This is a genomic window from Nonomuraea marmarensis, from assembly GCF_043197025.1.
Taxonomy (GTDB): Bacteria; Actinomycetota; Actinomycetes; order Streptosporangiales; family Streptosporangiaceae; genus Nonomuraea; species Nonomuraea marmarensis.
Genome location: NZ_JBICRM010000001.1, coordinates 451339 through 476646 on the forward strand (window position 1 = coordinate 451339; position 25308 = coordinate 476646).

The following is a 25308-nucleotide window of genomic DNA, read 5'->3' on the forward strand; positions in this document are numbered from 1 at the left end:
GGCATGAATGCCAAAGACCCACCCCTACCTGTACGTGTTCACTCGGACAGCCGAGCCAGCCGCTCCACCGCCTCGCCGAACTCGCTGATCAGGTCGTAGACCACCTGGCGGGCCGGCTTCACCTGGTCGAGCTGGCCCACCACCTGCCCCACGTAGTAGTTGACCAGTTCCAGCGCCCCCGGCTCGCCCTTCTCGGCCGCCGCCCCGATGCGGGCCATCGCGCCCTCCGACAGCAGCAGCTGCAACGGCATGCCCAAAGGCCCCGGGCTCTCCTGGCCGGAGTCCCACTCCTCCGTCCAGGCCGACTTGAGCTGCCGGGCCGGCTTGCCCGTACGGGACCTGGACCTGACCGTGTCCAGCGACGAGGCGGCCAGCAGCTTGCGCTTGACCGCGGGCGCCGTCTCGGCCTCCTCCGTGGTCAGCCAGACCGAGCCGCACCACACGCCCTCCGCTCCGAGCGCCATGGCCGCCGCCATCTGCCGCCCCGACGCGATCCCGCCCGCCGCCAGCACCGGGACCGGGGCGACCGCGTCCACGACCTGCGGCACCAGCACCATCGTGGCGATCTCGCCGGTGTGCCCGCCCGCCTCGGTGCCCTGCGCCACGATGAGGTCCGCGCCCGCCGCCACCTGCCTGCGCGCGTGCTCGACCGTGCCGACCAGCGCGGCCACCGGCACGCCCGCCTGCCGGGCCGCGGCCACCATCTCGGGCGGGGGCGGCCCCAGGGCGCTGGCGATCAGCCCGATCGGGTGCTTCAGCGCCACGTCGATCAGCCCGGTCGCCCCCGCCGCCGTCACCCGCCTGCCGAACTCGTCCGCCACCGCCGTCAAGGGCCGCGCCGGGGCGCTGACGCCGTACTTGGACAGCAGGTGGGTGACGAAGTCCCGGTGCCGGTCGGGGATGAAGTCCAGCAGGTGCGCGCGCCGGTCGAGCGCGGAGGCGTCGATCTTGCCGGGTACGAGCACGTCCACCCCGTACGGCCGGCCGCCCACCTGCTCGTCGATCCAGGCCAGCTCGGTGTCGAACTGCTCGGGCGTGTACGCCACCGCGCCCAGCACCCCGAACCCGCCCGCATTCGTCACGGCGGCCACCACGTCGCGGCAGTGGCTGAAGGCGAACAACGGGAACTCGATCCCCAAACGCTCACATATGGCGGTCCGCATGCTTCGACGCTAACCGCCAGAACGTTGTTCGGTCCATCCCTGGCCGCAGGTTCACGACGCGGTCGCCTGCTGCTCCATGGTCAGGGCGACGCCGGGGGCGTGCCAGCCTAATTCCGCCGTGTAGCCCCGTACCAGCTTGGCCGGGACGCCCGCGACCACGCTGTGGTCGGGGAACTCGCCGCGCACCACCGCTCCGCCCGCCACCACGCACTGGCGGCCCAGCGTGGTGCCCGGCAGGATGATCGCGCCCGCGCCCAGCCACGAGCCCGAGCCGATCGAGACCGGGCTGTTGCGCGGCCACTGCCTGCCGATCGGCACCTCCGGGTCGTCGTAGACGTGGTTCTGGTCGGTGATGTAGACGTACGGGCCGGTGAAGACGTCGTGGCCGATGTCGATCGACTGGTGGGCCACGATGTGCGTGCCCCGGCCGATCGAGCAGCTCCCGCCGATGCGCAGGATCGAGTCGGGGCCGAGATCCACGCCGGGGCCCATGCCGCACGAGATCGACACGCGCTCGCCGATGAGCGTGTGGTCGCCGATCTCGATCCACTGCTCGCCGAAGATCGCGCCCGGGGGGAAGGCGATGCTGACTCCGTCGCCGAGCCGGCGGAATCGGTAGCCCGCGGGCGAGGCCGGACTGATCGCGCCCGCGTGCCGGATCGCCGTGTAGGCCTGGTGGATCAGCGTGCCCATCGCCCGCCGTACAAGTGACATAAGGACCAAAGTTACCGCTAGGTCATGCCGTTCGGGCATGTGAGGGGCGTTGTTTGATATCCTGAGAGCCCGTGGACACTTCGACCACACCTCGAGCCACGGGAGCCCCTTTGCGCAGCGCATCGCAAACCAAGCATCTGTTCGTCACCGGCGGTGTCGCCTCCAGTCTCGGCAAGGGGCTCACGGCATCCAGTCTCGGTCGCCTCCTCAAGGCACGCGGTCTCAGGGTCACCATGCAGAAGCTCGACCCTTACCTCAACGTCGACCCCGGCACCATGAACCCGTTCCAGCACGGCGAGGTGTTCGTCACCGACGACGGTGCCGAGACCGACCTCGACGTCGGCCACTACGAGCGGTTCCTCGACACCGACCTGCACGGCTCGGCCAACGTGACCACCGGTCAGGTCTACTCCAACGTCATCGCCAAGGAGCGGCGGGGCGAATACCTGGGCGACACCGTCCAGGTCATCCCGCACATCACCAACGAGATCAAGGACCGGATCAGGGGCATGGCCGGTCCTGAGGTGGACGTGGTCATCACCGAGGTCGGCGGCACGGTGGGCGACATCGAGTCGCTGCCGTTCCTGGAGGCCGTGCGGCAGATCAGGCACGAGGTCGGGCGCGACAACGTGTTCACCCTGCACGTCTCGCTGCTGCCGTACATCGGGCCCTCCGGGGAGCTGAAGACCAAGCCGACGCAGCACAGCGTGGCGGCGTTGCGCAGCATCGGCATCCAGCCGGACGCGATCGTGTTGCGGTCCGACCGGCCCGTACAGACGGCGATCAAGCGCAAGATCAGCCTCATGTGCGACGTGGACGAGGACGCCGTCGTCTCCGCGGTGGACGCGGTCTCGATCTACGACATCCCGAAGGTGCTCCACTCCGAAGGCCTCGACGCGTACGTGGTGCGCCGGCTCGGCCTGCCGTTCCGCGACGTGGACTGGAAGGAGTGGGAGCAGCTCCTGCGCCGGGTGCACCGGCCGGCGAAGGAGGTCACCATCGCCCTCGTGGGGAAATATATTGATTTGCCGGATGCGTACCTGTCCGTGACCGAGGCCCTCCGCGCGGGCGGGTTCGCCAACGACGCGCGGGTCAACATCCGGTGGGTCAAGAGCGACGACTGCGAGACCCCCGACGGCGCCGAGCGCGAGCTCGACGGCGTGGACGGCGTGCTGATCCCCGGCGGGTTCGGCGTGCGCGGCATCGAGGGCAAGATCGGCGCCATCCGGCACGCCCGCGAGGGCAAGATCCCGCTGCTCGGCATCTGCCTCGGCATGCAGGGCATGGTCATCGAGGCCGCCCGCAACCTGGCCCAGATCGAGGACGCCAACTCGGCCGAGTTCGACCCCGACACCAAGCACCCGGTCATCTCCACCATGGCCGACCAGGAGGACGTCGTCGCCGGCGAGCGCGACATGGGCGGCACCATGCGCCTGGGCAGCTACACCGCCAAGCTCGTCGAGGGCACCCTGGCCAGGCAGCTGTACGGCGGCAAGGCCAAGGCCGACGAGCGCCACCGCCACCGCTACGAGGTCAACAACGCCTACCGCGAGCAGCTCGAGAAGGTCGGGCTGATCTTCTCCGGGCTGTCGCCCGACGGCCGCCTGGTCGAGTACACCGAGCTGCACGCCGACCTGCACCCGTTCTTCATCGGCACCCAGGCACACCCCGAGTTCCGCTCCCGCCCGACGCGGGCCAACCCGATGTTCAAGGGCCTCATCAGCGCGGCTCTGGTGTACGCCGACAGCCGCGTGAGTGCGAAGGTGGGCCCGTGAAGATCGAAGACACGCCCGAGGCGTGGGACGTCCTCGAATCGACGGAACGGTTCAAGGGGTACGTCATCAAGGTGGTCACCGACAGCGTCAAGATGCCGCGCGACGAGGTGGCCGACCGCGACTACGTGGTGCATCCCGGCTCCGTCGCCGTGCTCGCGCTCGACGACCAGGACCGGGTCCTGATGATCAGGCAGTACCGCCATCCCACCCGCCAGCTGATGTGGGAGCTGCCTGCCGGGATCCGCGACGTGCCAGGCGAACCGCTCGTCACCGGCGCCGCCCGCGAGCTCGCGGAGGAGGCCGGATACCGCGCCGACACCTGGCACACGCTCGTCGACCTGCGCTCCTCGCCCGGCATGTCCGACGAACGGATCCGGGTGTTCCTCGCCCGCGGCCTGACCGAGATCGAGACGGACTTCGTCCACCGGCACGAGGAGATCGACATGCCGGTGGTGTGGGTGCCGCTGGCCGACGCGGTCGAGAACGCGCTCATGGGAATGATCCACAATTCCCCGGCCGTGGCCGGTATCCTCGCCGCGTATGCGGCTTCGGTTGAGGGGTTCGCCCTGTTGCGCCCCGCCGACGCCCCGGAGGCGTGACGGAAGGACCAATTCGTGGAGGCGGTGCTCTCCAGCTACCTCGCCCATCTGGCGGTGGAGCGGGGCCTGGCTGCCAACACGCTCGCGTCCTACCGTCGTGACCTGCGCCGATACGTCGAGCACCTGCAGGCGCGCGGCCGTCTGCGGCTCGACGAGGTGGGGGAGGCCGACGTGCAGGCCTTCCTCGCCGCGTTGCGGGAGGGCGACGGCGAGCACCCCGCCCTCGTCGCCAGCTCCGCCGCCCGCGCCGTGTCGGCCGTGCGCGGGCTGCACCGTTTCGCCCTGCGCGAAGGCGTCACGGCGCACGACCCCGCCCACGAGATCCGGCCGCCGCGCCAGCTCCGCAGGCTCCCCAAGGCGATCGCCGTGGACGAGGTCGAGCGGCTCATCGCCGCCTCAGGCCCCGACGGCGCGCCGCTCACGCTGCGCAACCGGGCCCTGCTCGAGGTCCTGTACGGCACCGGCGCCCGCATCTCCGAGGCCGTCGGGCTGGCGGTGGACGACCTCGAAGCGGACCAGGTACGCCTGCGCGGCAAGGGCGGCCGTACCCGGGTGGTGCCTTTGGGGCGTTATGCCCGTTCGGCGCTCGATGCGTACCTGGTACGCGCCCGGCCAGGGCTGCTCGCCCACGGGCGCGGCACCCCCGGCGTCTTCCTGAACGCCCGCGGCGGGCGTTTGACCAGGCAGGGCGCATGGGAGGTGCTCCAGGCGGCCGCCGAACGCGCCGGACTCGCCGGGATAAGTCCGCATGTTCTCCGGCATTCCTTTGCAACTCATCTCTTGGACGGCGGCGCCGACGTTAGGGTGGTCCAGGAGTTGCTCGGCCATGCCTCGGTGACGACCACGCAGGTCTACACCCTGGTCACGGTCGACAAGCTCCGCGAGGTCTATGCCGCCGCGCACCCGCGTGCCCGGCAGTGATCTATAGTCTTTTGCGACGTGCGGCACCCACGGCGTGCCGCCTTGCCGCGTTAAGTGGTGACGCCATAGTGTCCGTCCGGACGGTCCGGTTCGGGATCGTCAGGGAGGTTCGAGCTGGTGACTGTGACGACCAAGGGTTCGACCCCGGGGACCCCCGACAACCCCTGGGGCGACACGAAGACCAACACGCCTTCCAACGGCGTCAATCTGGGCCCCACCCGGCGGCCCCGGCCCGTGTTCCCCGAGCCGATCCCGCCCGCCGTGCACGGGCCGGCGCGCGTGGTCGCGATGGTCAACCAGAAGGGCGGCGTCGGGAAGACCACGACCACCATCAACCTGGGCGCGGCGCTCGTCGAATACGGGCTCAAGGTGCTGCTGGTCGACTTCGACCCGCAGGGCGCGCTCTCCGTCGGCCTGGGCATCAACCCGCTCCAGCTCGACCTGACGGTCTACAACCTGCTGATGGACCGCGGCGTGACCGCCGAGGACGTGCTGCTCGAAACCGGCGTCGAGGGGCTCGACCTGCTGCCGAGCAACATCGACCTGTCGGCCGCCGAAGTGCAGCTCGTCACCGAGGTGGCCCGCGAGCAGGTGCTCGGCCGCGTGATCAAGCCGCTGCTGCCGCACTACGACGTCTGCCTCATCGACTGCCAGCCGTCGCTGGGCCTGCTCACCATCAACGCCCTGACCTGCGCGCACGGGGTCATGGTGCCGCTGGAATGCGAGTTCTTCGCGCTGCGCGGCGTGGCGCTGCTCATGGACACCATCTCCAAGGTGCAGGAGCGGCTCAACGAGGAGCTCGAGATCGAGGGCCTGCTCGCCACCATGTACGACGCCCGCACCCTGCACGGGCGCGAGGTGCTGGCCCGCGTGGTGGAGGCGTTCGGCGACAAGGTGTTCCACACGGTGATCAACCGTACGGTGCGTTTCCCCGACGCCACGGTCGCCGGTGAGCCGATCACCACCTTCGACCCGTCGTCCCTGGGCGCCAGCGCCTACCGTGAGCTGGCCCGCGAGGTGCTGTCCCGCTGGCCGGCGCCTGCCACAATGGCCAGGTGACCGCAGAGCAGGGTTTCCAGGTCCACCTGGACGTCTTCGAGGGGCCTTTCGACCTGCTCCTGGGGCTCATCGCCAAGCACAAGCTGGACATCACCGAGGTCTCGCTCTCCAAGGTCACCGACGAGTTCATCGCCTACATCCGCTCCCGGGGGCCCGAGTGGGACCTCGACCAGACCAGCCACTTCCTGCTCGTCGCAGCCACCCTGCTGGATCTGAAGGCGGCTCGGCTGCTGCCCTCCGGCGAGGTGGAGGACGAGGAGGACCTGGCGCTGCTGGAGGCCAGGGATCTGCTGTTCGCGCGGTTGCTGCAGTACAAGGCGTACAAAGAGGTGGCGAAGTTCTTCGCCGGGCGGATGGCGGAGGAGGCGCTGCGCTTTCCGCGCACCGTGCCGTTGGAGGCGCAGTTCGCCAATCTGCTGCCCGAGCTCATCCTGGGCATCGGGCCCGAGCAACTCGCGAGGATCGCCGCCAGGGCCTTCATCCCCAAGCTCCCGCCCACCGTCAGCGTGGGGCACATCTACCAGCCGCTGGCCAGCGTCAAGGAGCAGGCGGCGATCCTGGTCATGCACCTGCGCCGGCTCCGCCGGGCCACTTTTCGCGCGCTGGTGTCCGACTGCGAGGGCACCTTCGAGATCATCGCCCGGTTCCTGGCCGTGCTGGAGCTGTTCCGGGAGTCGGCGGTCACGTTCGAGCAAGTCGAACCGCTGGGAGACTTGCACGTGACCTGGACGGGCTCCGACGACGGCGACGTCGCGGTGGGGGACGACTACGAGGAATCCGCGGAGAAACCACCGAATGACTGACAACCCACTGCCCACCCCTCGCAAGTCCCCGGACTCGGACCCGCCGCTGCCCGCCTGGATGATCCTCCCGGGCTCCCTCGCCCAACCGTCCGCCCCGGCGGTGGAGGGCGATGGTGATCCCGCCCAGGAGACCGCGGCTGAGGACGCCGCTCCGGGCGCGAGCACGTCGGATGCAGCGCCGGCGGCTGGTGCCGATACTTCGGACGATGGCTCGGCCGCCGCTTCGGGTGGCGGGGCGTCAGCGGATGCTTCGGAGGCCGCACCGGCTGCCGATGCTTCCGGTGGTGCCAGTGCTTCTGGTGATGCTGGTGCTTCGGGCGCTGGCTCGGCAGGGGGGGTTTCCGGCGCCGGGTCGGTGGGGCGTGATGCGGTGGAGTCCGGCGCAACGCGCGCGTCCGCGGAATCGCACGAAGGGCTGCAGGACAGCGCCGGTGAGGAGCCGCAGGGCGACGCCGGCGATGGCGCACAGGACAGCGATGGCGACGAGCCGCAGGAGGACGGTGGCGAAGGGGGCCGGGGTGGGGGGCCGTCGCTTGAGGCGGCGTTGGAGGCTATTCTGCTCATCGTTGATGAGCCTGTCGCCGAAGTGACCCTGGCTCAGGTGCTGGAGCGGCCCACTCACGAAGTCGCCACGGCCCTGCGGGGTCTGGCGGCGGAATATACCGCCGCAGGGCGGGGTTTTGATCTGCGAGAGGTCGCGGGCGGCTGGCGTTTTTACACGCGTGCCGACTGCGCGCAGCTGGTCGAGCGGTTCGTACGCGATGGCCAGCAGACGCGGCTGACCCAGGCCGCGCTCGAAACACTCGCGGTCGTGGCTTATCGGCAACCGGTGAGTCGTGCTCGCGTCGCCGCCGTGCGCGGTGTCAACAGCGACGGCGTCATGCGGACGCTCGTCGCCAGGGGGCTGGTCGAAGAGGCCGGCACCGACCCGGAGAGCCAGGCAGTGCTCTACCGGACAAGCTCATACTTCCTTGAACGTCTGGGATTGCGGGACCTCAGCGAGCTTCCCGAGCTCGCTCCCTTCCTCCCCGACGACGTGGAAAATCTCGAGGAGACAACAAAGTGATCAACAGGCGCAGCACCCCGTCCGGTGATGGACGCGGTCGTGGACGTACCGGCGGCTCCGGCCGTGGCGGGCGTCCCGCCTTCCGCTCCGACGACGACTTCAGGGGCGGGTCCGACCGCGGGGATTCCCGCAGTGGGCCCCGTCGCGACGACTTCCGCGGCGGACCTCGACGCGATGATTCCCGCCGCGACGACTTCCGCGGTGGGCCCCGCCGCGACGACTCCCGAGGCGGGCCGCGTCGCGACGACTCCCGTAGTGGGCCGCGTCGCGATGACTCCCGTAGTGGGTCCCGCGACGGTTTCCGTGGCGATTCCCGCCGTGACGATCGCGACCGTGGCTATGGCCGTGACTCCGCGAGCGACTCGCGGCCCTCACGTGACTCCCTTCGCGCCGACCGGGGTGGATCTCGCGCCCGGTACGGCAGGCCCGCCGAACGCGGCGGTGACGGTGACGGGCGTTACTCCCGTGATCAGCGCGAGGATCGCTACTCACGCGGCGAGCAGCGCTCTCCGCGCGGCGACGAGCGCTCCTCCCGTGGTGACCGTGAAGGTGGTTACGCCCGTGGTGGTCGCGAGGAGCGCTACGAGCGTCCCCGCGATGACCGGGGCGGCTATCGGCCGGACCGGCGCGACGACCGGGGTGGCTACCGGTCGGACCGGCGCGACGATCGGCGTGACGACCGTGGCGGTTACGGTGGTGAGCGGCGGGACGAGCGTGGTGGGTTCCGCGCCGACCGGAGCGGGCGCAGGGGAGACGCAGCCCCCAGGGGCGCCGCGTCCTCGAGTCGCTCCCGTTACGGCAGGCGTGACGGCGACGCACCCCGTACCGAACGTGCTCCCCGGCAGGGCGGTGGCGCGCGGGCGCCGCGGCGGGACGACGTGCAGACCCTGGGCGCTGGGAAGCGGCAGACGTACGGCAGTCCCCAGCGCGATCGGGTCAAGGCCGCTCGCCAGCCCCTCCGTGACCGTGACTTCTACCCCGACGACTACACCGACGAGCGTGACACCACCGAGGTCCCCGACGGCGTGCGGCTGCAGAAGGTGCTGGCCCAGGCCGGTGTGGCCAGTCGCAGGGCGTGCGAGGAGATGATCGGCGAGGGCCGGGTCACCGTGAACGGCCAGGTCGTACGGAGGTTCGGGGCCAAGGTCGACCCCGCCACCCAGATCATCCACGTGGACGGGAAGCGCATTCCAACCGCACCCGACCTGGTCTACTACGCTATGAACAAGCCCATCGGCGTCGTCTCCACCATGAGCGACCCGCAGGGGCGGCCGTGCCTGGCCGACTACGTCGAGGAGCTGGCGCCGAGGTTGTTCCACGTGGGCAGGCTCGACACCGAGACCGAGGGCCTGCTGCTGCTCACCAACGACGGCGAGCTGGCCAACAGGCTGACGCATCCCAGCTACGGCGTGCAGAAGAAATACTGGGCCAAGGTCCCCGGGCCGATCCCGCGTGACCTGGGGCGCAGGCTCAAGCAGGGCATCGAGCTGGAGGACGGCCTCGCCAGGGCCGACAGCTTCTCCATCGTGCAGGAGCACGGCCAGCAGGCGCTGGTCGAGGTCGTACTGCACGAGGGCCGCAAGCACGTCGTCAGGCGCATGCTGGAAGAGTCGGGGCACCGGGTGATCGACCTGGCCAGGATCGAGTTCGGGCCGGTGAAACTGGGCCGTACCAAGCCTGGGACCGTCAGGGCGCTGAGCCTGCACGAGGTCGGCGAGCTCTACGCGGCCGTGAAGCTGTAATCTGGCCGAACGCAGGAGCCCGTGCGAACCTCCGCACGGGCTCCCCCGCTTACAGAAGGGACGAACCATATGGTGCGGGCGATCCGTGGGGCGATCCAGGTGGATGCCAACGACCGTGACGCGATCATCGCAGGGACCACCGAGCTGGTCCTGGCGATCATGGAGCGTAACGAGCTGACCACGGATGACGTGATCAGCGTGCTGTTCACCGCGTCGCCCGACCTGACGGCCGAGTTTCCCGCGCTGGCGGCGCGGAAGCTGGGCTTCCACGACGTGCCGCTGATCTGCTGCACCGAGATCGACGTGCCCGGCGCGCTGCCCCGCGTCGTACGGCTCATGGCCCACGTCGAGACCGACCGGCCACGGGCCGAGATCCAGCATGTCTACCTGCGTGGCGCCGTGGCGTTGCGGCAGGACATCGCGCAGTAAGCGCCCGGCAAGCGCGCCACACGACACTCACAACCCCAATAGCCCGATAAATCAGGACATCCAGATGGAACTTCGCACCGTGCTCGTCGTCGGCACCGGTCTCATCGGCACCTCTGCGGCGCTGGCGCTGCGCAAGCGCGGCGTACGCGTGTTGCTCGCCGACCGCGACCAGGGCGCCGTTCGGCTGGCACGGGAACTCGGCGCGGGCGAGGAGTGGCAACCAGACGCCCAGCCCCCCGCACCCCCCGAGCGGGTGGACCTGGCGATCATCGCCGTGCCGCCCGCCCACGTGGCCACCGAGCTGCTGGAGCTGCAGCGGCTCGACGCCGCCCGCTTCTACACCGACGTCGCGAGCGTGAAGGCCGAGCCCATCCACCGGGCCGCGCAGCTCGGCTGCGACCTGTCCTCCTACGTGGCGTCGCATCCCCTCGCCGGGCGCGAGAAGTCCGGCCCCGGGGCGGCCAGGGCCGATCTGTTCCTCGGCCGGCCGTGGGCGCTCTGCCCCACCGAGGAGGCCGATTCCGAGGCGAAGGCGGCCGTGTTGCGGCTGATCGAGCTGTGCGGGGCCAACGCGGTCGAGGTGAGCGCGACCGACCACGACCGCGCGGTGGCCGTCGTCTCCCACGCGCCCCACGTCGCCGCCTCCGCCGTGGCCGCCCGCCTGGCCGACGCCACCGACGTCGCGCTCGGCCTGGCCGGGCAGGGCGTACGCGACGTCACCCGGATCGCGGGCAGCGACCCCGGGCTCTGGCTCGGGATCCTGTCGGGCAACGCCTCCCCGGTCGCCGAGGTGCTCGAAGCCGTCGCCACCGACCTGGCCGACGCCGCGTCCGCGCTGCGCGCCATGGCCGAGGGCGACGGCACCGCCACCGGCGAGATCACCCAGCTGCTCAAGCGCGGCGTGGCCGGCCACGACCGCATCCCCGGCAAGCACGGCGGCCCCGCCTCCGCCTACGTCGTCGTCCAGGTCGTCATCGGCGACCGCCCCGGCCAGCTCTCCAGGCTGTTCCAGGTGTGCGACGAGGTCGGGGTCAACGTCGAGGACGTACGCCTGGAGCACGCCCCCGGCCTGCCTCTGGGCATCGCCGAGCTGGCGGTGCAGCCCGACGCGGCCACCACGCTCACCGAGGCCCTGCGCGAACGCGGCTGGCAGGTTCCCTAGCGGCCGATGTCACAGCGGCCGGGAGATTACCCAGCGGCCGATGTCACAACCGAGCCTCCTCGATCCGTCTTCAGGGCGAATCGAGGAGGTAAGGACAATGACCGACATCCTGGTACTCGGCGCAGGCTACACCGGCACCACCGCGGCCATCAGGGCCGCCGTCAAGACCCGCCGCACGGGCGGCCGGGTCACGCTGGTGAACGCCTCGACGAGGTTCACCGAGCGGCTCCGCCTGCACCAGACGGCGGCGGGGGAGCGGCTGACCGACTACCCGCTGGACGAGGTGGTCGCGGGCACCGGCATCGACTTCGTCCAGGGCCGGGTGGCCCGGCTCGACGTCGAACGCCGTGAGGTGACGCTCCAAGGCGGGCGCGTCCTCGGCTACGACAAGCTGGTCTACGCGCTCGGCACCGTCACCGACGCCGCGGTGCCCGGCGTCTCCGAGCACGCCTACGCCTACGACGACTACCGGCAGGCCGTACGGCTGGCCGAGCGCCTCGACACGCTCGAAGAAGGCACAGTCGTCGTCGCCGGAGGCGGGCTGACCGGCGTCGAGTCGGCGGCCGAGCTGGCCGAGGCCCGCCCGCACCTGCGCGTCGTCCTGCTCACCAGAGGGCGGCCCGGCTCGATGATGGGCGAGCAGGCCCGCGCCTACCTGGACGCGGCGCTGGACCGCCTCGGCGTCGAGGTACGCAGTGGCGTCGAGATCACCAAGGTGCTGCCGGACGCGGTCGAGCCGGCCGGCGGCGAGCTGATCCACTCCGACGCGACGCTCTGGACCACCGGGACCAGGGGCCTGCCCCTGGCCGAGGCGTCCGGGCTGACCGCCGACGCCCGCGGCCGGATCGTGGTGGACTCCGCGCTCCGCTCCGTCTCGCACCCCGACGTGTACGCCGTCGGCGACGCCGCCGCGGTCAGCCAGCGGTTCGGCGTCATGCACGGCACCTGCCAGGGCGGCATCCCGACCGGGTTGCACGCGGCCGACTCGCTGGCCGACACGCTGCGCGGGAAGACGCCGAAGCCGTTCAGGTTCGGATATTTCCATCAGCCGTTGAGCCTGGGGCGCAAGGACGCGGTCATCCAGTTCACCCGGCCGGACGACAGCCCGCGCAGGTGGTATCTCAAGGGGCGGGCGGCGGTCGCGTACAAGGAGACGGTGAGCGGGAGCCCGCTCCCGACGTACAAGCTGCTCAAGCGCGGTCTGGTGCCGGCCTGGGTGTTCTCGCTGACGGCCGGGCGCTGAGAGGTAAGGGCGGGTGTGCGATACGGCCTGCGACGCCTGGTGGTGCGCGCTCAGCCGCCGGCCCGCTCCAGCGTGCGCCGTGCCCGCTCCACCGCGGGCGGCAGTCCCCGCCGCTCGGACAGCGCACGGGGCAACCTCGGCACGGCGGTACGCAGCCCCTCCCACCCCGCGGGACCCGCACACAGGGCGTCGAACGAGCGCCGTGCCACCACCCGCCACGGGCGGCGCAGCACCGCGGTGAGCACGGCGTTGCGGGCGGCCAGCACCCGCCTGGCCCGCGGATCCCGGGACGGCGACGGATGGTGGTGGGCCACGACGTCGTCCACGTACGCCAGTCCCCAGCCCTTCGTGGCCAGGTCCACGGCCAGGCGCTCCTCCTCGCCGTAGAAGAAGATGACGTCGTCGAACCCGCCCGCCTCCAGGAACGCGTCCCTGCGCACCACCGCCCCGCACGCCAGGAACCCCAGCACGCTGGGCCCCGGCAGGTCCGGCTCGACGCCGAGCGGTGAGCGCCGCATCTGCTCGGAGACCGGGTCCAGCCGCTCCTCCGGCCCCACCAGCACCCGTGCCCCCAGCAGGCCCAGCCTCGGGTACGCGTCCAGCACGTCGGCGGCCCGCTCCAGCGCCCCCGGCGCCCACCAGGAGTCGTCGTCGGCGAAGGCCACATAGGGCGTCTCGGCCCGGCGCACCCCCACGTTGCGCCCGGGTGCGCCCAGGTTGGCGCCCGCCTCGACCACCTGTACGTCGGGGAAGTGCCGCCGGACGAACCCCGCGGTACCGTCCGTGGAGCCGTTGTCCACGAGGATCACCGGGCGCGGGTGCAAGGGGAGCGAGCGGGTCAGCGCCCGCAGCCTGTCCTTGCTGGCCACCACGACCGTGACCCGGGCTCCGTCCCTCACAAGAGGTCACTTACCGGGACATGTCTCCTTAGTCCTTGACGAGGGACCGAGGGGCGCGTAGAAAGAGTGGTAACAGCGTTACCGATTAGAAACGGCGTTACCCACACATGATGGTCACCGCGTACCAGCAAGCCCAGCAGGAGGGGCAGAGCGTCGTCAGGGCGGCCATCCTCGACGCCGCCACCCACCTGCTCGTCACCGAAGGCCCGGCGGCGCTGACCGTACGGCGGATCTCCGGCGAGGTGGGCTGCTCCACGAAGGTGATCTACACGCTCTTCGGCGGGAAGGACGGGCTCAGCGAGGCGGTGTGGCTGGAGGGGTTCGCCAGGTTCGAGCGGCGGCTGCTCGCCGTGCCGCCCGACGACGACGCGCTCAGGCACCTGCACGCGGGGGCCGAGGCCTACCGCGACTACGCGCTGACCGAGTCCGACTACTACCGGGTCATGTTCCAGGGGGCGATTCCGGGGTTCAAGCCGGGGCCGGAGGCGGTTCAGACGGCCAAGAGGACGTTCGACATGCTGGTCGACTGCGTGGCGGGCTGCGTGGAGGCCGGGGTGCTGTGCGGGGCTCCCGCCGCGGAGATCGCGGACGTGTTGTGGATGGCCATGCATGGCGCCGTAAGTCTGGAAATTTCGTGCTATTTCGATCGGGCTGAGGGAACGTCGCGATACCGGCTGCTCTGCTCCTCGGTCCTCACGCCATTCCTGACGGAGGGAAAGTGACCATGACCACTCCCTATCGCGGCGGGTTCGCCCCGGCGTCCGAGGAGATCACCGCCTTCGACCTCGAGGTCACCGGACGCATCCCGGCCGAGCTCGACGGCCGCTACCTGCGTAACGGGCCCAACCCGCTCAACCTCGACGACCCGAACGCCGGTCACCTGTTCACCGGCGAGGGCATGGTGCACGGCGTGCGGCTGCGCGACGGCCGCGCCGAGTGGTACCGCAACCGCTGGGTGCGCAACGCCGCCGTCTCCGAACATCTCGGCGAACGGCCCAGGCCGGGGCCCGTGCACGCGGGCATGGACCTGGCGGCCAACACGCACGTCATCGGCCTGGCCGGGCGCACGTTGGCGACCGTGGAGGCGGGCGGCCTGCCGTACGAGCTGGGGTACGAGCTCGACACCATCGGCGCGTGCGACTTCGACGGCGGGCTGCCCGGCGGGTTCGCCGCGCACACCCACCTCGACCCGTTCAGCGGCGAGCTGCACGCCGTCGCCTACCACTTCGGCTGGGACCACCACCAGCACATCGTGATCGATCCCAAGGGCGTGGTCTCGCAGGTCAAGAACATCCCCATCGCCGACAAGCCGATGCTGCACGACTTCGCGCTCACCGAGCGGTACGTGGTGATCTACGACCTGCCGGTCACGTTCAGCATGGCCCACGCCGAGCAGGGGCGGCTCCCGTACGCGTGGAACGATGCACACGGGTCCAGGCTCGGGCTCATGTCGCGCGAGAGCGGCGACATCCGGTGGGTGGAGGTGGAGCCGTGCTGGGTGTTCCACACGCTCAACGCCTACGACGACGGCGACGAGGTGGTCGTGGACGTGGTCCGCTACCCGAAGCGGTTCGTGGACGCGCGGCTCGACCTGGGCGGGACGCCCAAGCTCGACCGGTGGCGCATCGACCCGCGCTCCGGCAAGGTCGGGCGGACCCGGCTGGACGACCGGGCGCAGGAGTTCCCTCGCATGGACGAGCGCCGCGCCGGCCGGCCGTACCGCTACGGCTACACCTCGGCCACCCACGACTTGCTCGACGTCGTCTATCCGGCGGACACCGAGCTGGAGGATCTGCCCGACGAGGCGTTCGACAACACGCTCATCAAGCACGACCTGGAACGCGGAACCCAGGAGTCGCGGAACTTCGGGCGGGGTGCGTACGTGGGGGAGCCGGTGTTCGTCGGGTCTGGAGCGGGCGAGGACGACGGTTACGTACTCTCCTACGTCAATGATCCCGCCAGGGGAGCGGCCGACCTGATGATCCTTTCCGCACAGGACTTCACCGGCGAACCGGTCGCCACCGTGCACCTTCCCGCCAGGGTGCCGCTCGGCTTCCACGGAAGCTGGATCGCCGACTGAGCTGGAGGCGGTAGCCTCTTCAGGTTGGAGAAACTTGCAGAGGGAGAGGCCGTGACCGGTCTGGTCGTCGCCATGGACGGCCCTTCGGGGTCGGGTAAGTCGAGCGTTTCGCGCGGGGTCGCCCGTGCGCTGGGCCTGCGTTACCTCGACACCGGGGCGATGTACCGCGCGATGACCTGGTGGATGCTCCAGCAGGGCGTCGATCTGGCCGATCCCGCCGCGATCGCCGCGCGCTGCGGCGAGCCGCGCATCGACTCGGGCACCGACCCCGACGGCCCTGCGATCCACGTCGACGGCGTCGACGTGGCGGGGTCGATCAGGGAGGCCGACGTCACCGGCGCGGTCTCGGCCGTGGCCGCCGTCCCCGAGGTGCGGACCCGCCTGGTCGCGCGGCAGCGGGAGATCATCGGCGCCGGTGACATCGTGGTCGAGGGCCGCGACATCGGCACGATCGTCTGCCCCGGCGCCACCGTCAAGGTCTACCTGACGGCCAGCGCGGAGGCCCGGGCCCGGCGGCGCAACGCGGAGCTGGCCGGATCCACCGTGGAGGCCCAGCAGGCCGACATGGCCAGGCGCGACAACCTGGACTCGACCCGCAAGACGGACCCACTCTCGATGGCGGATGGCGCCGTCGAGCTCGACACCACCGCCTTGAGCCTCGAAGAGGTCATCGCAGAGGTGCTGAGTCTGGTCAAAGAGCGCACCTGATGGTGCGGCACTCATCACTAAGGACGAAAAATCGTGTCAACGGGGGATTGGGTCGAGGCCGGCCTCGACGAGCTTGAGATCACCGAGCACGGCGACGCCACGCCGCTGCCCGTGGTCGCCATCGTGGGCCGGCCGAACGTCGGCAAGTCCACGCTGGTCAACCGCATCATCGGCCGCCGCGAGGCGGTCGTCGAAGACGTGCCGGGCGTCACCCGCGACCGCGTCACCTACGACGCCAACTGGCGCGGCCGCCGCTTCACCGTGGTCGACACCGGCGGCTGGGACCCCGAAGCCACCGGCATGAGCCTGCGCATCGCCGAGCAGGCCCAGGTGGCCGTCGAGCTGGCCGACGTGATCGTGTTCGTGGTGGACGCCACCGTGGGCGCGACCGACGCCGACGAAATCGTGGGCTCGGTGTTGCGGCAGTCGGGCAAGCCGGTCATCCTGACCGCCAACAAGGTCGACAACCAGCAGATGGAGCTGGAGGCCGCCGCGTTGTGGTCGCTCGGGCTCGGTGAGCCGTACCCCGTCTCGGCCCTGCACGGGCGCTCCAGCGGCGACCTGCTCGACATCATCCTGGACGCGCTGCCCGAGACGCCCGAGGTCACCTTCGAGGCCCAGCGCGGGCCCGCCCGCGTGGCGCTGCTCGGCAAGCCCAATGTGGGCAAGTCCTCCCTGCTCAACAAGCTGGCGGGGGAGGAGCGGGTGCTGGTCGACCCCATGGCGGGCACCACCCGCGACCCGGTGGACGAGCTGGTCGAGCTGGGCGGGCGCACCTGGCGCTTCGTCGACACGGCCGGCATCCGGCGGCGCGACCGGGAGCTGCAGGGGGCCGACTACTACGCCGCCATGCGCACCCGGGCGGCGCTGGAGCGTACCGAGGTGGCGATCGTGCTGATCGACGCCAGCGAGCCGCTCACCGAGCAGGACCTGCGCATCATCGGCCTGGTCATCGAGTCGGGGCGGGCGATGGTGGTGGCGTTCAACAAGTGGGACCTGGTCGACGAGGATCGGCGCTACTACCTGGAGAAGGAGATCGACCGGCAGCTCGTACGCACTCCGTGGGCGTTGCGGGTCAACATCTCCGCCGTGACCGGGCGGCACCTGGACCGGCTGGTGCCCGCGCTGGAGAAGGCGCTCGACTCGTGGTCCACGCGGGTGCCGACGGCGCGGCTCAACGCGTTCCTGACCGAGCTGGTGCGGGCGACGCCGCCGCCGGTGCGGGGCGGAAAGCAGCCCAAGATCCTCTTCGCCACGCAGGCTTCCGTGGAGCCGCCCAAGTTCGTGTTGTTCACCTCCGGGTGGCTGGAGGACACCTACCGGCGGTTCATCGAGCGGCGCATCCGGGAGGAGTTCGGCTTCTCGGGGTCGCCGATCGAGGTCACCATGAAGATCCGGGAGAAGCGCGCCAAGAAGGACAAGTAATGGCTTTGCCGTCCGGCCGGGCGTGACCTTAGGATCTACCGCAACACGTGGACGGAGACGAGTAGCCAGAGGTCCCGCCCGGGTCCAGAGAGCCGCCGGCAGCTGTGAAGGCGGTCCCGTGCCCCTCTGGTGAAGACACTCCCGAGTGCGGGGAGGAAATGCCCCGCCGGTCTGACCCCCGTCATCGGGTCGTGGAGGCCGCCTCTCCGGGGCGGCGAAAGTGCGGTGGCACCGGGAGCTCCCTTCTCCCCCGCACTCCCAAGGGGTCATGCAATTCCTCGTGAGGAGCTGTAATGATCTCTCGTGTCATGTCGGCGGAGCTCGCTGAGCACGCCGGCCAACGAGTGACGATCGCCGGTTGGGTCCATCGCCGCCGGCAACTGAAATCCGTGTCCTTCCTCGTCGTCAGGGACCGTACCGGCCTCGCCCAGGTGGTGACCGCGGGCGACCTGCCGGGCGAGGAGAGCGTCGTCGAGGTCACCGGGACCTTGGCCGCCAACTCGCAGGCCCCTGGCGGCTTCGAGCTGGTCTCGCCGGAGATCGAGGTGGTGTCGGAGCCCTGTGCGGCGCCGCCGTTCGACCTCTACCGGCCCGTGGTGGGCGCGGCGCTGCCGACCATCCTCGACCACGCGCCCGTCGCGCTGCGGCACCCGCTGCTCAAGGCGCCGCTGGAGATCTCGGCCGCGAGCGTGGCCGGGTTCCGCGAGACGCTCGACGGGCTCGGGTTCACGGAGGTGCACACCCCGAAGATCGTCGCCTCGGCCACCGAGTCGGGCGCGAACGTCTTCGGCATCGACTACTTCGGCAGGCCCGCCTATCTGGCGCAGTCGCCGCAGTTCTACAAGCAGGCGATGGTGGGGGTGTTCGAGCGGGTCTACGAGGTCGGGCCCGTCTTCCGCGCCGAGCCGCACGACACCGTACGGCACCTGGCCCAGTACACCAGCCTCGACGCCGAGCTGGGCTTCATCCAGGACCACCGGGAGGTGATGGCGGTGCTGCGGGAGGCGGTGGCGGGCATGCTGGAGTCCGTACGGCGCCGCGCCGGGGCCGCCCTCGACCTCCTCGGCCGCACGCTGCCCGAGGTGCCCGCCGAGATCCCCGCCATGCACTTCACCGAGGCCCAGCGGCTGACCGGCTCGCCGGAGCCGGACCTGTCACCCGCGCAGGAGCGCTGGTTGTCGGAGTGGGCGCTGCGGGAACACGGATCCGAGTTCCTGTACGTCACCGGCTATCCGATGTCCAAGCGGCCCTTCTACACCCATCCCGACCCTGCGCGGCCTGGCTACTCCAACGGGTTCGACCTGCTGTTCAGGGGGTTGGAGCTGGTGACGGGCGGGCAGCGGCTGCACCGGTACGCGGACTACCTGGAGGCGCTGGCCGCCCGGGGTGAGGGGACGGAGGCGTACGAGGGGTATTTGCAGGCGTTCCGGTATGGGATGCCGCCGCATGGGGGGTTCGCGCTCGGGCTGGAGCGGTGGACGGCGCGGTTGACCGGCGCCGCCAACATCCGGCAGACCACCGCCTTCCCCCGCGACCTGCACCGCCTCTCGCCGTAATTTCAGGTCCTCTGGGCGCGGCGTGGCATGAGCAGGGCGACGGCCGCGCCCAGCAGGCAGATGAACGCGGTGACCAGGAACATCTCCGTGTACTCGGTGTGCAGTGCCGCCTGCACCCGCGCCGTGTACTCCGACAGTTGCCGCCGGAACGTCTCCGGGTCCACGCCGAACGGGAGCGGCGTGTCCAGGTGGGCGGTCAGCGACTGGAAACGGTAGAAACCCCACGCCGACACCGCGGCGATGCCGATCAGCATGCCCATCATCCTGGCCACCACGACCGCCGCCGACGCCACGCCGTGCTGGGCCGCCGGGCTGACCCGCAGCACCGCCGACGAGACCGGGGCGATGACCAGGCCCAGGCCCAGCCCGGCGACGACCAGGTCCAGGTCCACCACGAGGCCCGCGCCGGCCAGGTCGAGCGGCCAGCGGCTCATCAGCCAGTAGCCCGCCGCCCCCACCGCCAGGCCCGCCACAGCCACGACACGGTCGCCCAGCCGGCGCGCCAGGAGACCGCCGAACAGGGCGCCGGCGGTCAGCGCGGCGAGGAACCTGGCCAGGACCAGCGACGCTCCCAGCGCGTCCTTGCCGAGCAGGGTCTGGGCGGTGAACTGGACGAACACCATCGTCACCAGGAGCGCCGCCCCGGCCAGGAAGCTCACGGCCAGGGTGGCGAGGAGCGGGCCCTTGCGGGTGCCGGACAGGTCGAGGAGGCGGACGGGGGAGCGGATCTCCCACCACACGAAGATCCCGGCCGCCACCGCGCCGGCCGCGATCACGGGCAGGCCCCAGGGCGGCAGTACGGCCTTGGCCGGGTCGGGGTTGTAGAGGCCGACGACCAGGAGACCGAGCGCCAGGGCCAGCAACACCCCGCCGACGGCATCGACCCGCCGCCCGGCAACGGCGCCGACGGGATCCGCCGCGCGCAACGACGCCTCAACGGCGTGAGCGGCGTCGGCCGTGTGTGTCACCTCGCTCGTCGCGTCAACGGGTGTCGCTCTGCCGTCGGCCGAGTCGCCCTGCGGTTCGTCGTGAGGGCGGGTCGCCGCGTCCTTCGTCGAGGCGATGCCGCGCCCCGTACCACCGGCCGGGACCGTGAGCTGTACCGCTACGGCGGCCAGCGCCGCGAGGGGGACGTTGAGCCAGAAGATGGCGTGCCAGCCGCCCAGCTCCACGTTCAGCAGCGTGACGCTGGGGATCAGCGCCAGCACCCCGCCGTACAGGGGCCCGAGGGCGCTGCCCAGCTCCTGGGCCGCCCCCACCGCCCCCAGGGCCACCGGGCGTTCCCGCTCGTCCCACAGGTCGCCGATGAGCGCCATCGTGATCGGCAGCAGCGCCCCACCGGCCACCCCCTGCACGGCCCGCCCGGCGACCACCATCACCTCACCGGCCGCCAGCGCGGTGAGCACGGAGCCGAGGGCGAACGCCGCCAGGCACGCGTGGATCAGCGGCCGCCGCCCGTAGCGGTCGGAGAGCTGGCCGAGCAGGGGCATCGCGGCGACGTACCCGAGCAGGAAGCCGGTGACGATCGGCGTGGCCCGCTCCAGGTGGTTCAGCGGGATGTCCACGTCCTCGGCGACGTCGATCAGGACCGTCACCACCACGTACGCGTCCAGCGCGGCCAGCAGCACCACCGCGCCCCCCGCGCCGAGCACGACCCGGCGGGCGCGCCTCATCCGGCGGCGGGCGGTGTGATCGTGACCGGCGCGTCATAGTCGCTGAACGACACCGTCACCGAGCCGTCCTGCAACGGCAGGCTGGCCTTGGTGAGCCTGCTGGTGGCCCGGTCGAGCCAGACCTTGCCGCTCACGCCCTGCGTGACGCCCGGGATGATCTGGCCCACGACCTGCCCGGGGAACGTCGTGGCCACCCGGTACGAGCCGCCCTCCACGCCCTCGACCTTCGGATCCGTGCCGGAGGCGAGCAACTGGGAGATGCCCTTGGTCGGCTCCAGGATCACCGAAGGGTCGTAGAACTGCGCGAGCTGATCCCGCGTCATCTTCTGGAAGCCGCCCGTCGGGCCCTTGAAGTGGACCGTGTCCCCGACCAGGGCGAAGCTGATCTCCTGCAGCGTGCCCAGCAGATCGATCGTGAGCGTGCCGTCGGCGTCCCCGGTCGCGGTGAGCCTGCCGTCGGCCTTCTTGACCGGCACCTTCGGCTTGCCCTCCGTCGTGATCGAGAAGCTGGCCGACTTGACGGCCTTCATGGCCTCCGCGGCTTTCTTCATCAGATCAGGACCAGCGGGCAGCTCTTCCCCGCCGCCCGACGAGCACGCCGACACCAGCGCGAGAACGACCACGATCAGTAGCTTTCTGAGCATGTCCGGATCGTAGCGACCGCCCGGGAACGTCCGTGGGCCGTCACCGATATCGGTTGGGTGTCAGCGCAGCTTCTTCAGATGCTCGACGATCGGCTCGTAAGCCTCCTCGATCGCGTCGAGCTGGTCGTCGGTGAGCCGGTCGACGAAATGCTCGCGCACACTCGCCACATGGAACGGCGCCACCTTCTGGATCGTCTCCCACCCCTCGTCGGTCAGCACCGCGAACGTGCCCCGCCGGTCGTCCCGGCAGTCCTCCCTGGTCACCAGGCCCTTGGCTTCCATTCGGGAGATCTGGTGCGACAAGCGGCTGCGCGACTGGATCGTCGCCTCCGCCAGGTCGCTCATCCGCATGCGCCGGTCCTGGCTCTCCGACAGGTTGACGAGGATCTCGTAGTCGTTCAACGAGAGTGCGTACTCCTGCAGCTCGCGGTCGAGCCGGTGCATGAGCAGCTTGTGCAGCGCCAGATGCGTGCGCCAGGCACGCTGTTCGGCGGGAGAAAGCCAGCGAGGCGCGCTCATGATCCCCAATCTAGCGCACATGGGTGCAGACACCGCGACCTGTGGCAGGCCGCCGAACACGGGGCGCCGGCAAGTATCAGGTGAACTTCATGACGATGGCGACGCCGACGACGTGCATGAGCACCACCGCGACGATCAAGGAGATGAACACGAACTTGGCCGGGCCGTGCTCGAAGGTCTTGCCCTCTTCGAGCGGTTTGCGCTGAGCCATGCGATCGGCGATTCGCTCCTCGATGGACTTGCGGTAGAACATGCGTGCCAGTCTATTCGGGGACGGGCACCCTCCTGGCGGCGGTGTCCGTGATCACGGCCACTCTGATGTCCGGCCCCGCGCTCCACTCCAGCAGGTGACGGCCCGTCAGGTCGTCACCCCCGGCGTGCAGCTGGTCCAGCGTCAGCTCGCCGCGCTTGATCAGCGCCTCCTTGCGCGTCCAGTGCCTGATCAGCTCGTCGTTCCCGGTGACCAGCGCGCGTTCGCGCGGCGTGAGCACCCGGTCGGCCAGCAGCGCGTCCAGCGGGCCGGGCGGCACGTGCTCGGCGTCCACGCCGACCTTGCCGGGACCGGCCGCCGCGCACACGTAGCCGCGCGTGTGGCTGAAGCTGACGCCCAGCTCTGGAGCCTCCTCGATGTACGGCTTGCCGTGCCCGGGGCCGTGCAGCTCGCAGTGTTGCAGCAGCGTCAGCTCCTGCGGCCCGGCACCGAGCGCGGCGCCGGCGCACAGGCGTATGAGCAGGTGGGCGGCGGTGAAACACTCACGGTCCGCCTCGAACCTGAACCGCGCCGCCCGCTCCCGCTCCACCTCGGTTAGCCACTTCTCAGGGGCGCGCACCTCGTCGGGGCGGCCGCCCATCGCCAAAGGGCCGATCGTCAGTCCTTCTTCTTGTCGTCGCCGGTGAGGTTGTACTGGTCCTCGGACGCCGCGCCGAGCACGGTCACGTCATGGACCTTCCAGACCCCCTTCTCCTTCACCAGACTGATCTTAAGGTGGGAGTCCTTCACCGAGCGGATCGCCTCCGAGGTGTTCACCTGCTGGTCGACCACGACGATGGCGTGCGCGGTGGCCTCGTCCACGTCGGCGAGGTACACCTCGCGTACCGTGGCCTGTGAGGTGGCCTTGAGCTTGACGATCACCTGCGCCATCGCGCCGCCGAACGCCGCGTCGTAGGTGCCGAGGAAGTCGCCGGTCGCCTGGGCGGCCAGGGTGGAGCGGGTGGACTGCAGGTCCTGGTAGTCGTAGCTGAGCAGGGCCTTGCTGAACGCGCTCGCCGCGCCCGAGACCTCCAGCCGCAATGAGCGCTCGGCCGTCAGCTTGGCGCTCGCGTCCTCGGCCTGGGCGGCGGAGATCCACTGCAGGACGGCCGTGGCGGCGATGGCGGCCACCAGCATCGCGGCCAGCGCCCCCACGACCCTGGCCCGGGTGAAACGGCCACCCCCTGTGCCGGCCGGCTCCGCGCCGTCAGAAGTCGCGCTCGCCGCCGTCGGCTCCTCGCTGTCGGAGGTCGTGTCCGCCGTCGTTGCCTCCTCGGCGTCCGAGGCCGCGCCCGCCGCTGTCGTCGGAGAGTCGTCACCGGCAGCGGGGTCCGGAGCCTCAGCGGGGGCCGCGTCCGCCGTTGTCGTCGGTGGCTCGCGGTCGGCGCGGGCGTCCGTTGCGGCGGCGGCGTCGCTGGTCTCCTCGGGGTGGGCCTCCTCGGTGCGGGGGTCCTCGGCGAGGTCCTGCTTGGTCATGTCGACTCCTCACGGCGGCGGGCGGCCCGGCCCGCCGCGATCCAGCCCACGATGCCACCACTCGCCACGATGGCGAGGAATATCGCGACAATCAGGGGAGCGGTGTTCAGTGGGGTAGGGGACGCGGTACTCGTGGCGGCCACGCCGCTGGGCGACTCGGTGGCCTCGGGGTTGTCAGGCTTCGTGGTGTCCTGCGCCACCGGACGCTCGGATCGGTCCGGCGCGGCGGCCTCCTGGCGACGATCATTCTCGGGAGGGTCGGTCTCCTCGGCGGGCTCGGGCTCGGGGGTGGGACAGGCCCGCAGCCGGGGTACGGTGGGCGGCCCGACGGCGCCCGCGTACTCCTCGGCGGGCGCCGGCGCGCCCGGCACGCTGAAGATGAACGCCGCCCTGCCGTAGACCGTGCCGTCGCGCCGGTCACTGATGTCGTCGGACAGGCTCAGAGCGGTCGGCACGATGCTCAGCAGGTGGTGCACGTTCCGTTCGGTCTGCGGCGAGAACACCGGCTCGTGCGGCTGTCCCAGCGCCGTCAGCAGGCACGAGAACCCCGGCCTGGACCTCTTGACGGCCTCGTCGAGCTGGGCGAACACCCCCGGCCCCTGGTCGAGAAAGGCATTGAGGTCGGTACGGGATGCGCGCAGCGTGGCCGTCACCGTGCTCAGGTCCGTGATCCCGGCGGCCAGCTTGCCCCGCTTGCCGGCGAGCGTGTGGGTGAGCCGGGTGAGCTGCACCGACAGGTCGTCGAGCACCTCGGAGTTGTCGGCCAGGGTGCCGGTCAGGGTGTGGGCGTCGTCGATGATGTTCCTGATCGCCGGGGCCCGGCCGTCCAGGGCGACCGCCAGCTCATGAGTGATCGTCTTGGCGTCCTGGGGCGGCACCGCGTTCAGCAGCCTGCCGACGCCCTCGAACAGCTTCTTGTAGTCCAGCGGCACCGACGTCTTGGCCAGCGGGATCGTGTCTCCGGCCGCGAGCGAGGGCCCGGTCACGCCGGTGGCGGGCGGCGAGAGCTCCACGTACGGCTCCCCGATGGCGGACTTGCGCCGCACCTCGGCCGTGGTGCCCTGCGGCAGCCGGATCTCCCTGTCGATGTCCAGCCCCACGACGATCCTGCCGGGCGCCAGCCGTACGTCGCCGATCTTGCCGATCCGTACCCCGAGGTAGGCCACGTCGAAGCCGCGGATCAGCCCGGGAGAGGAGACGAACTCGGCAGACACCCGGTACGGCCGCTCGATCGCGTCGAGCCGGATGATCGTGCTGAAGGCCCAGATCGTCATGACGACGCCCAGCGCGACAAAGAACCCTAAATTCAGATAAATGCGGTGTTTCATTGGTCGCTCACCGCTCCTCATTCGCTACGCGGCCCACTCGTTCCTCGCGGTCCACTCCGCTCACTGCGTCGGGT

Annotated in this window: 25 protein-coding genes; 15 read left to right on the forward strand and 10 right to left on the reverse strand. The window is 70.7% G+C overall.

Annotation, left to right across the window (positions count from 1 at the left end; translation table 11 throughout):
• Window positions 1-38: 38 nt before the first annotated feature.
• The gene (locus ACFLIM_RS02215) at window positions 39-1163 is read right to left on the reverse strand and encodes an NAD(P)H-dependent flavin oxidoreductase (protein WP_393161273.1); all 1125 of its coding nucleotides are present in this window, start codon (window positions 1161-1163) and stop codon (window positions 39-41) included.
• A gap of 51 nt (window positions 1164-1214) precedes the next feature.
• Complete coding sequence (locus tag ACFLIM_RS02220; protein WP_393161275.1) at window positions 1215-1877, reverse strand: DapH/DapD/GlmU-related protein; 663 nt, start codon at window positions 1875-1877, stop codon at window positions 1215-1217.
• 110 nt (window positions 1878-1987) lie between these two features.
• Here ACFLIM_RS02220 and ACFLIM_RS02225 point away from each other — a divergent pair, with 110 nt between their 5' ends.
• The 10 genes from ACFLIM_RS02225 (at window position 1988) to ACFLIM_RS02270 (ending at window position 12676) form a co-directional block, all read left to right on the forward strand.
• A complete protein-coding gene (locus ACFLIM_RS02225; protein WP_393161277.1) occupies window positions 1988-3652 on the forward strand; it encodes a CTP synthase in 1665 nt (554 codons plus the stop codon).
• A complete protein-coding gene (locus tag ACFLIM_RS02230) occupies window positions 3649-4251 on the forward strand; it encodes an NUDIX domain-containing protein (RefSeq protein WP_393161279.1) in 603 nt (200 codons plus the stop codon). Before ACFLIM_RS02225 ends, ACFLIM_RS02230 begins: the two co-directional genes overlap by 4 nt.
• A gap of 15 nt (window positions 4252-4266) precedes the next feature.
• The gene (xerD, locus tag ACFLIM_RS02235; protein WP_393161281.1) at window positions 4267-5172 is read left to right on the forward strand and encodes a site-specific tyrosine recombinase XerD; all 906 of its coding nucleotides are present in this window, start codon (window positions 4267-4269) and stop codon (window positions 5170-5172) included.
• 117 nt (window positions 5173-5289) lie between these two features.
• Window positions 5290-6231 carry a ParA family protein gene (locus ACFLIM_RS02240; RefSeq protein WP_393161283.1) on the forward strand — a complete coding sequence of 314 codons (942 nt, stop codon included), beginning with the start codon at window positions 5290-5292 and terminating at the stop codon, window positions 6229-6231.
• On the forward strand, window positions 6228-7034 hold the full coding sequence (locus ACFLIM_RS02245; protein WP_393161285.1) for a segregation and condensation protein A: 807 nt from the start codon (window positions 6228-6230) through the stop codon (window positions 7032-7034). Before ACFLIM_RS02240 ends, ACFLIM_RS02245 begins: the two co-directional genes overlap by 4 nt.
• Window positions 7035-7404: 370 nt before the next feature.
• Window positions 7405-8100: an SMC-Scp complex subunit ScpB gene (scpB, locus tag ACFLIM_RS02250; protein ID WP_393161288.1), complete on the forward strand. Its 696-nt coding sequence runs from the start codon at window positions 7405-7407 to the stop codon at window positions 8098-8100.
• Window positions 8101-8978: 878 nt separating this feature from the next.
• Window positions 8979-9842 (forward strand): pseudouridine synthase, encoded by an 864-nt coding sequence (locus ACFLIM_RS02255; protein WP_393161291.1) that lies wholly within the window; start codon window positions 8979-8981, stop codon window positions 9840-9842.
• A gap of 69 nt (window positions 9843-9911) precedes the next feature.
• Entirely contained in the window at window positions 9912-10271 is a 360-nt protein-coding gene (gene aroH / locus ACFLIM_RS02260; protein WP_393161293.1) for a chorismate mutase, read from the forward strand.
• A gap of 64 nt (window positions 10272-10335) precedes the next feature.
• Window positions 10336-11433, forward strand: a complete 1098-nt coding sequence (locus ACFLIM_RS02265; RefSeq protein WP_393161295.1) for a prephenate dehydrogenase — start codon at window positions 10336-10338, stop codon at window positions 11431-11433.
• Window positions 11434-11530: 97 nt separating this feature from the next.
• On the forward strand, window positions 11531-12676 hold the full coding sequence (locus tag ACFLIM_RS02270) for an NAD(P)/FAD-dependent oxidoreductase (RefSeq protein ID WP_393161297.1): 1146 nt from the start codon (window positions 11531-11533) through the stop codon (window positions 12674-12676).
• 50 nt (window positions 12677-12726) lie between these two features.
• Here the strand turns inward: ACFLIM_RS02270 and ACFLIM_RS02275 are convergent, their stop codons facing one another.
• The gene (locus ACFLIM_RS02275) at window positions 12727-13575 is read right to left on the reverse strand and encodes a glycosyltransferase family 2 protein (RefSeq protein ID WP_393161299.1); all 849 of its coding nucleotides are present in this window, start codon (window positions 13573-13575) and stop codon (window positions 12727-12729) included.
• 107 nt (window positions 13576-13682) lie between these two features.
• On the opposite strand from ACFLIM_RS02275, the gene ACFLIM_RS02280 reads away from it, so the two are divergent.
• The 5 genes from ACFLIM_RS02280 to aspS all read left to right on the forward strand — a co-directional run bounded on the left by ACFLIM_RS02280 (window position 13683) and on the right by aspS (window position 19344).
• A complete protein-coding gene (locus ACFLIM_RS02280) occupies window positions 13683-14297 on the forward strand; it encodes a TetR/AcrR family transcriptional regulator (RefSeq protein WP_393161301.1) in 615 nt (204 codons plus the stop codon).
• A gap of 2 nt (window positions 14298-14299) precedes the next feature.
• A complete protein-coding gene (locus ACFLIM_RS02285; RefSeq protein ID WP_393161303.1) occupies window positions 14300-15655 on the forward strand; it encodes a carotenoid oxygenase family protein in 1356 nt (451 codons plus the stop codon).
• A gap of 51 nt (window positions 15656-15706) precedes the next feature.
• Window positions 15707-16363 carry a (d)CMP kinase gene (cmk, locus tag ACFLIM_RS02290; RefSeq protein ID WP_393161305.1) on the forward strand — a complete coding sequence of 219 codons (657 nt, stop codon included), beginning with the start codon at window positions 15707-15709 and terminating at the stop codon, window positions 16361-16363.
• A 33-nt stretch (window positions 16364-16396) separates the two neighbouring features.
• On the forward strand, window positions 16397-17788 hold the full coding sequence (der, locus tag ACFLIM_RS02295; protein ID WP_393161307.1) for a ribosome biogenesis GTPase Der: 1392 nt from the start codon (window positions 16397-16399) through the stop codon (window positions 17786-17788).
• 293 nt (window positions 17789-18081) lie between these two features.
• Complete coding sequence (gene aspS, locus ACFLIM_RS02300) at window positions 18082-19344, forward strand: aspartate--tRNA(Asn) ligase (RefSeq protein WP_393161309.1); 1263 nt, start codon at window positions 18082-18084, stop codon at window positions 19342-19344.
• A gap of 2 nt (window positions 19345-19346) precedes the next feature.
• On the opposite strand, the gene ACFLIM_RS02305 is transcribed toward aspS, so the two are convergent.
• The 7 genes from ACFLIM_RS02305 to ACFLIM_RS02335 all read right to left on the reverse strand — a co-directional run bounded on the left by ACFLIM_RS02305 (window position 19347) and on the right by ACFLIM_RS02335 (window position 25255).
• The gene (locus ACFLIM_RS02305; RefSeq protein ID WP_393161311.1) at window positions 19347-21017 is read right to left on the reverse strand and encodes an MFS transporter; all 1671 of its coding nucleotides are present in this window, start codon (window positions 21015-21017) and stop codon (window positions 19347-19349) included.
• Window positions 21014-21661 (reverse strand): LppX_LprAFG lipoprotein, encoded by a 648-nt coding sequence (locus ACFLIM_RS02310; RefSeq protein ID WP_393161313.1) that lies wholly within the window; start codon window positions 21659-21661, stop codon window positions 21014-21016. Before ACFLIM_RS02310 ends, ACFLIM_RS02305 begins: the two co-directional genes overlap by 4 nt.
• 60 nt (window positions 21662-21721) lie before the next feature.
• Window positions 21722-22180 (reverse strand): MarR family winged helix-turn-helix transcriptional regulator, encoded by a 459-nt coding sequence (locus tag ACFLIM_RS02315; RefSeq protein WP_393161315.1) that lies wholly within the window; start codon window positions 22178-22180, stop codon window positions 21722-21724.
• Between the two features lie 76 nt (window positions 22181-22256).
• Entirely contained in the window at window positions 22257-22433 is a 177-nt protein-coding gene (locus ACFLIM_RS02320; protein ID WP_393161317.1) for a hypothetical protein, read from the reverse strand.
• Window positions 22434-22443: 10 nt separating this feature from the next.
• Window positions 22444-23031 (reverse strand): 4'-phosphopantetheinyl transferase family protein, encoded by a 588-nt coding sequence (locus ACFLIM_RS02325; RefSeq protein WP_393161597.1) that lies wholly within the window; start codon window positions 23029-23031, stop codon window positions 22444-22446.
• Window positions 23032-23048: 17 nt separating this feature from the next.
• Window positions 23049-23906 carry a hypothetical protein gene (locus tag ACFLIM_RS02330; RefSeq protein ID WP_393161319.1) on the reverse strand — a complete coding sequence of 286 codons (858 nt, stop codon included), beginning with the start codon at window positions 23904-23906 and terminating at the stop codon, window positions 23049-23051.
• The gene (locus tag ACFLIM_RS02335) at window positions 23903-25255 is read right to left on the reverse strand and encodes an MCE family protein (protein WP_393161321.1); all 1353 of its coding nucleotides are present in this window, start codon (window positions 25253-25255) and stop codon (window positions 23903-23905) included. The genes ACFLIM_RS02330 and ACFLIM_RS02335 overlap by 4 nt, the downstream gene beginning before the upstream one ends.
• Between the last annotated feature and the right edge of the window lie 53 nt (window positions 25256-25308).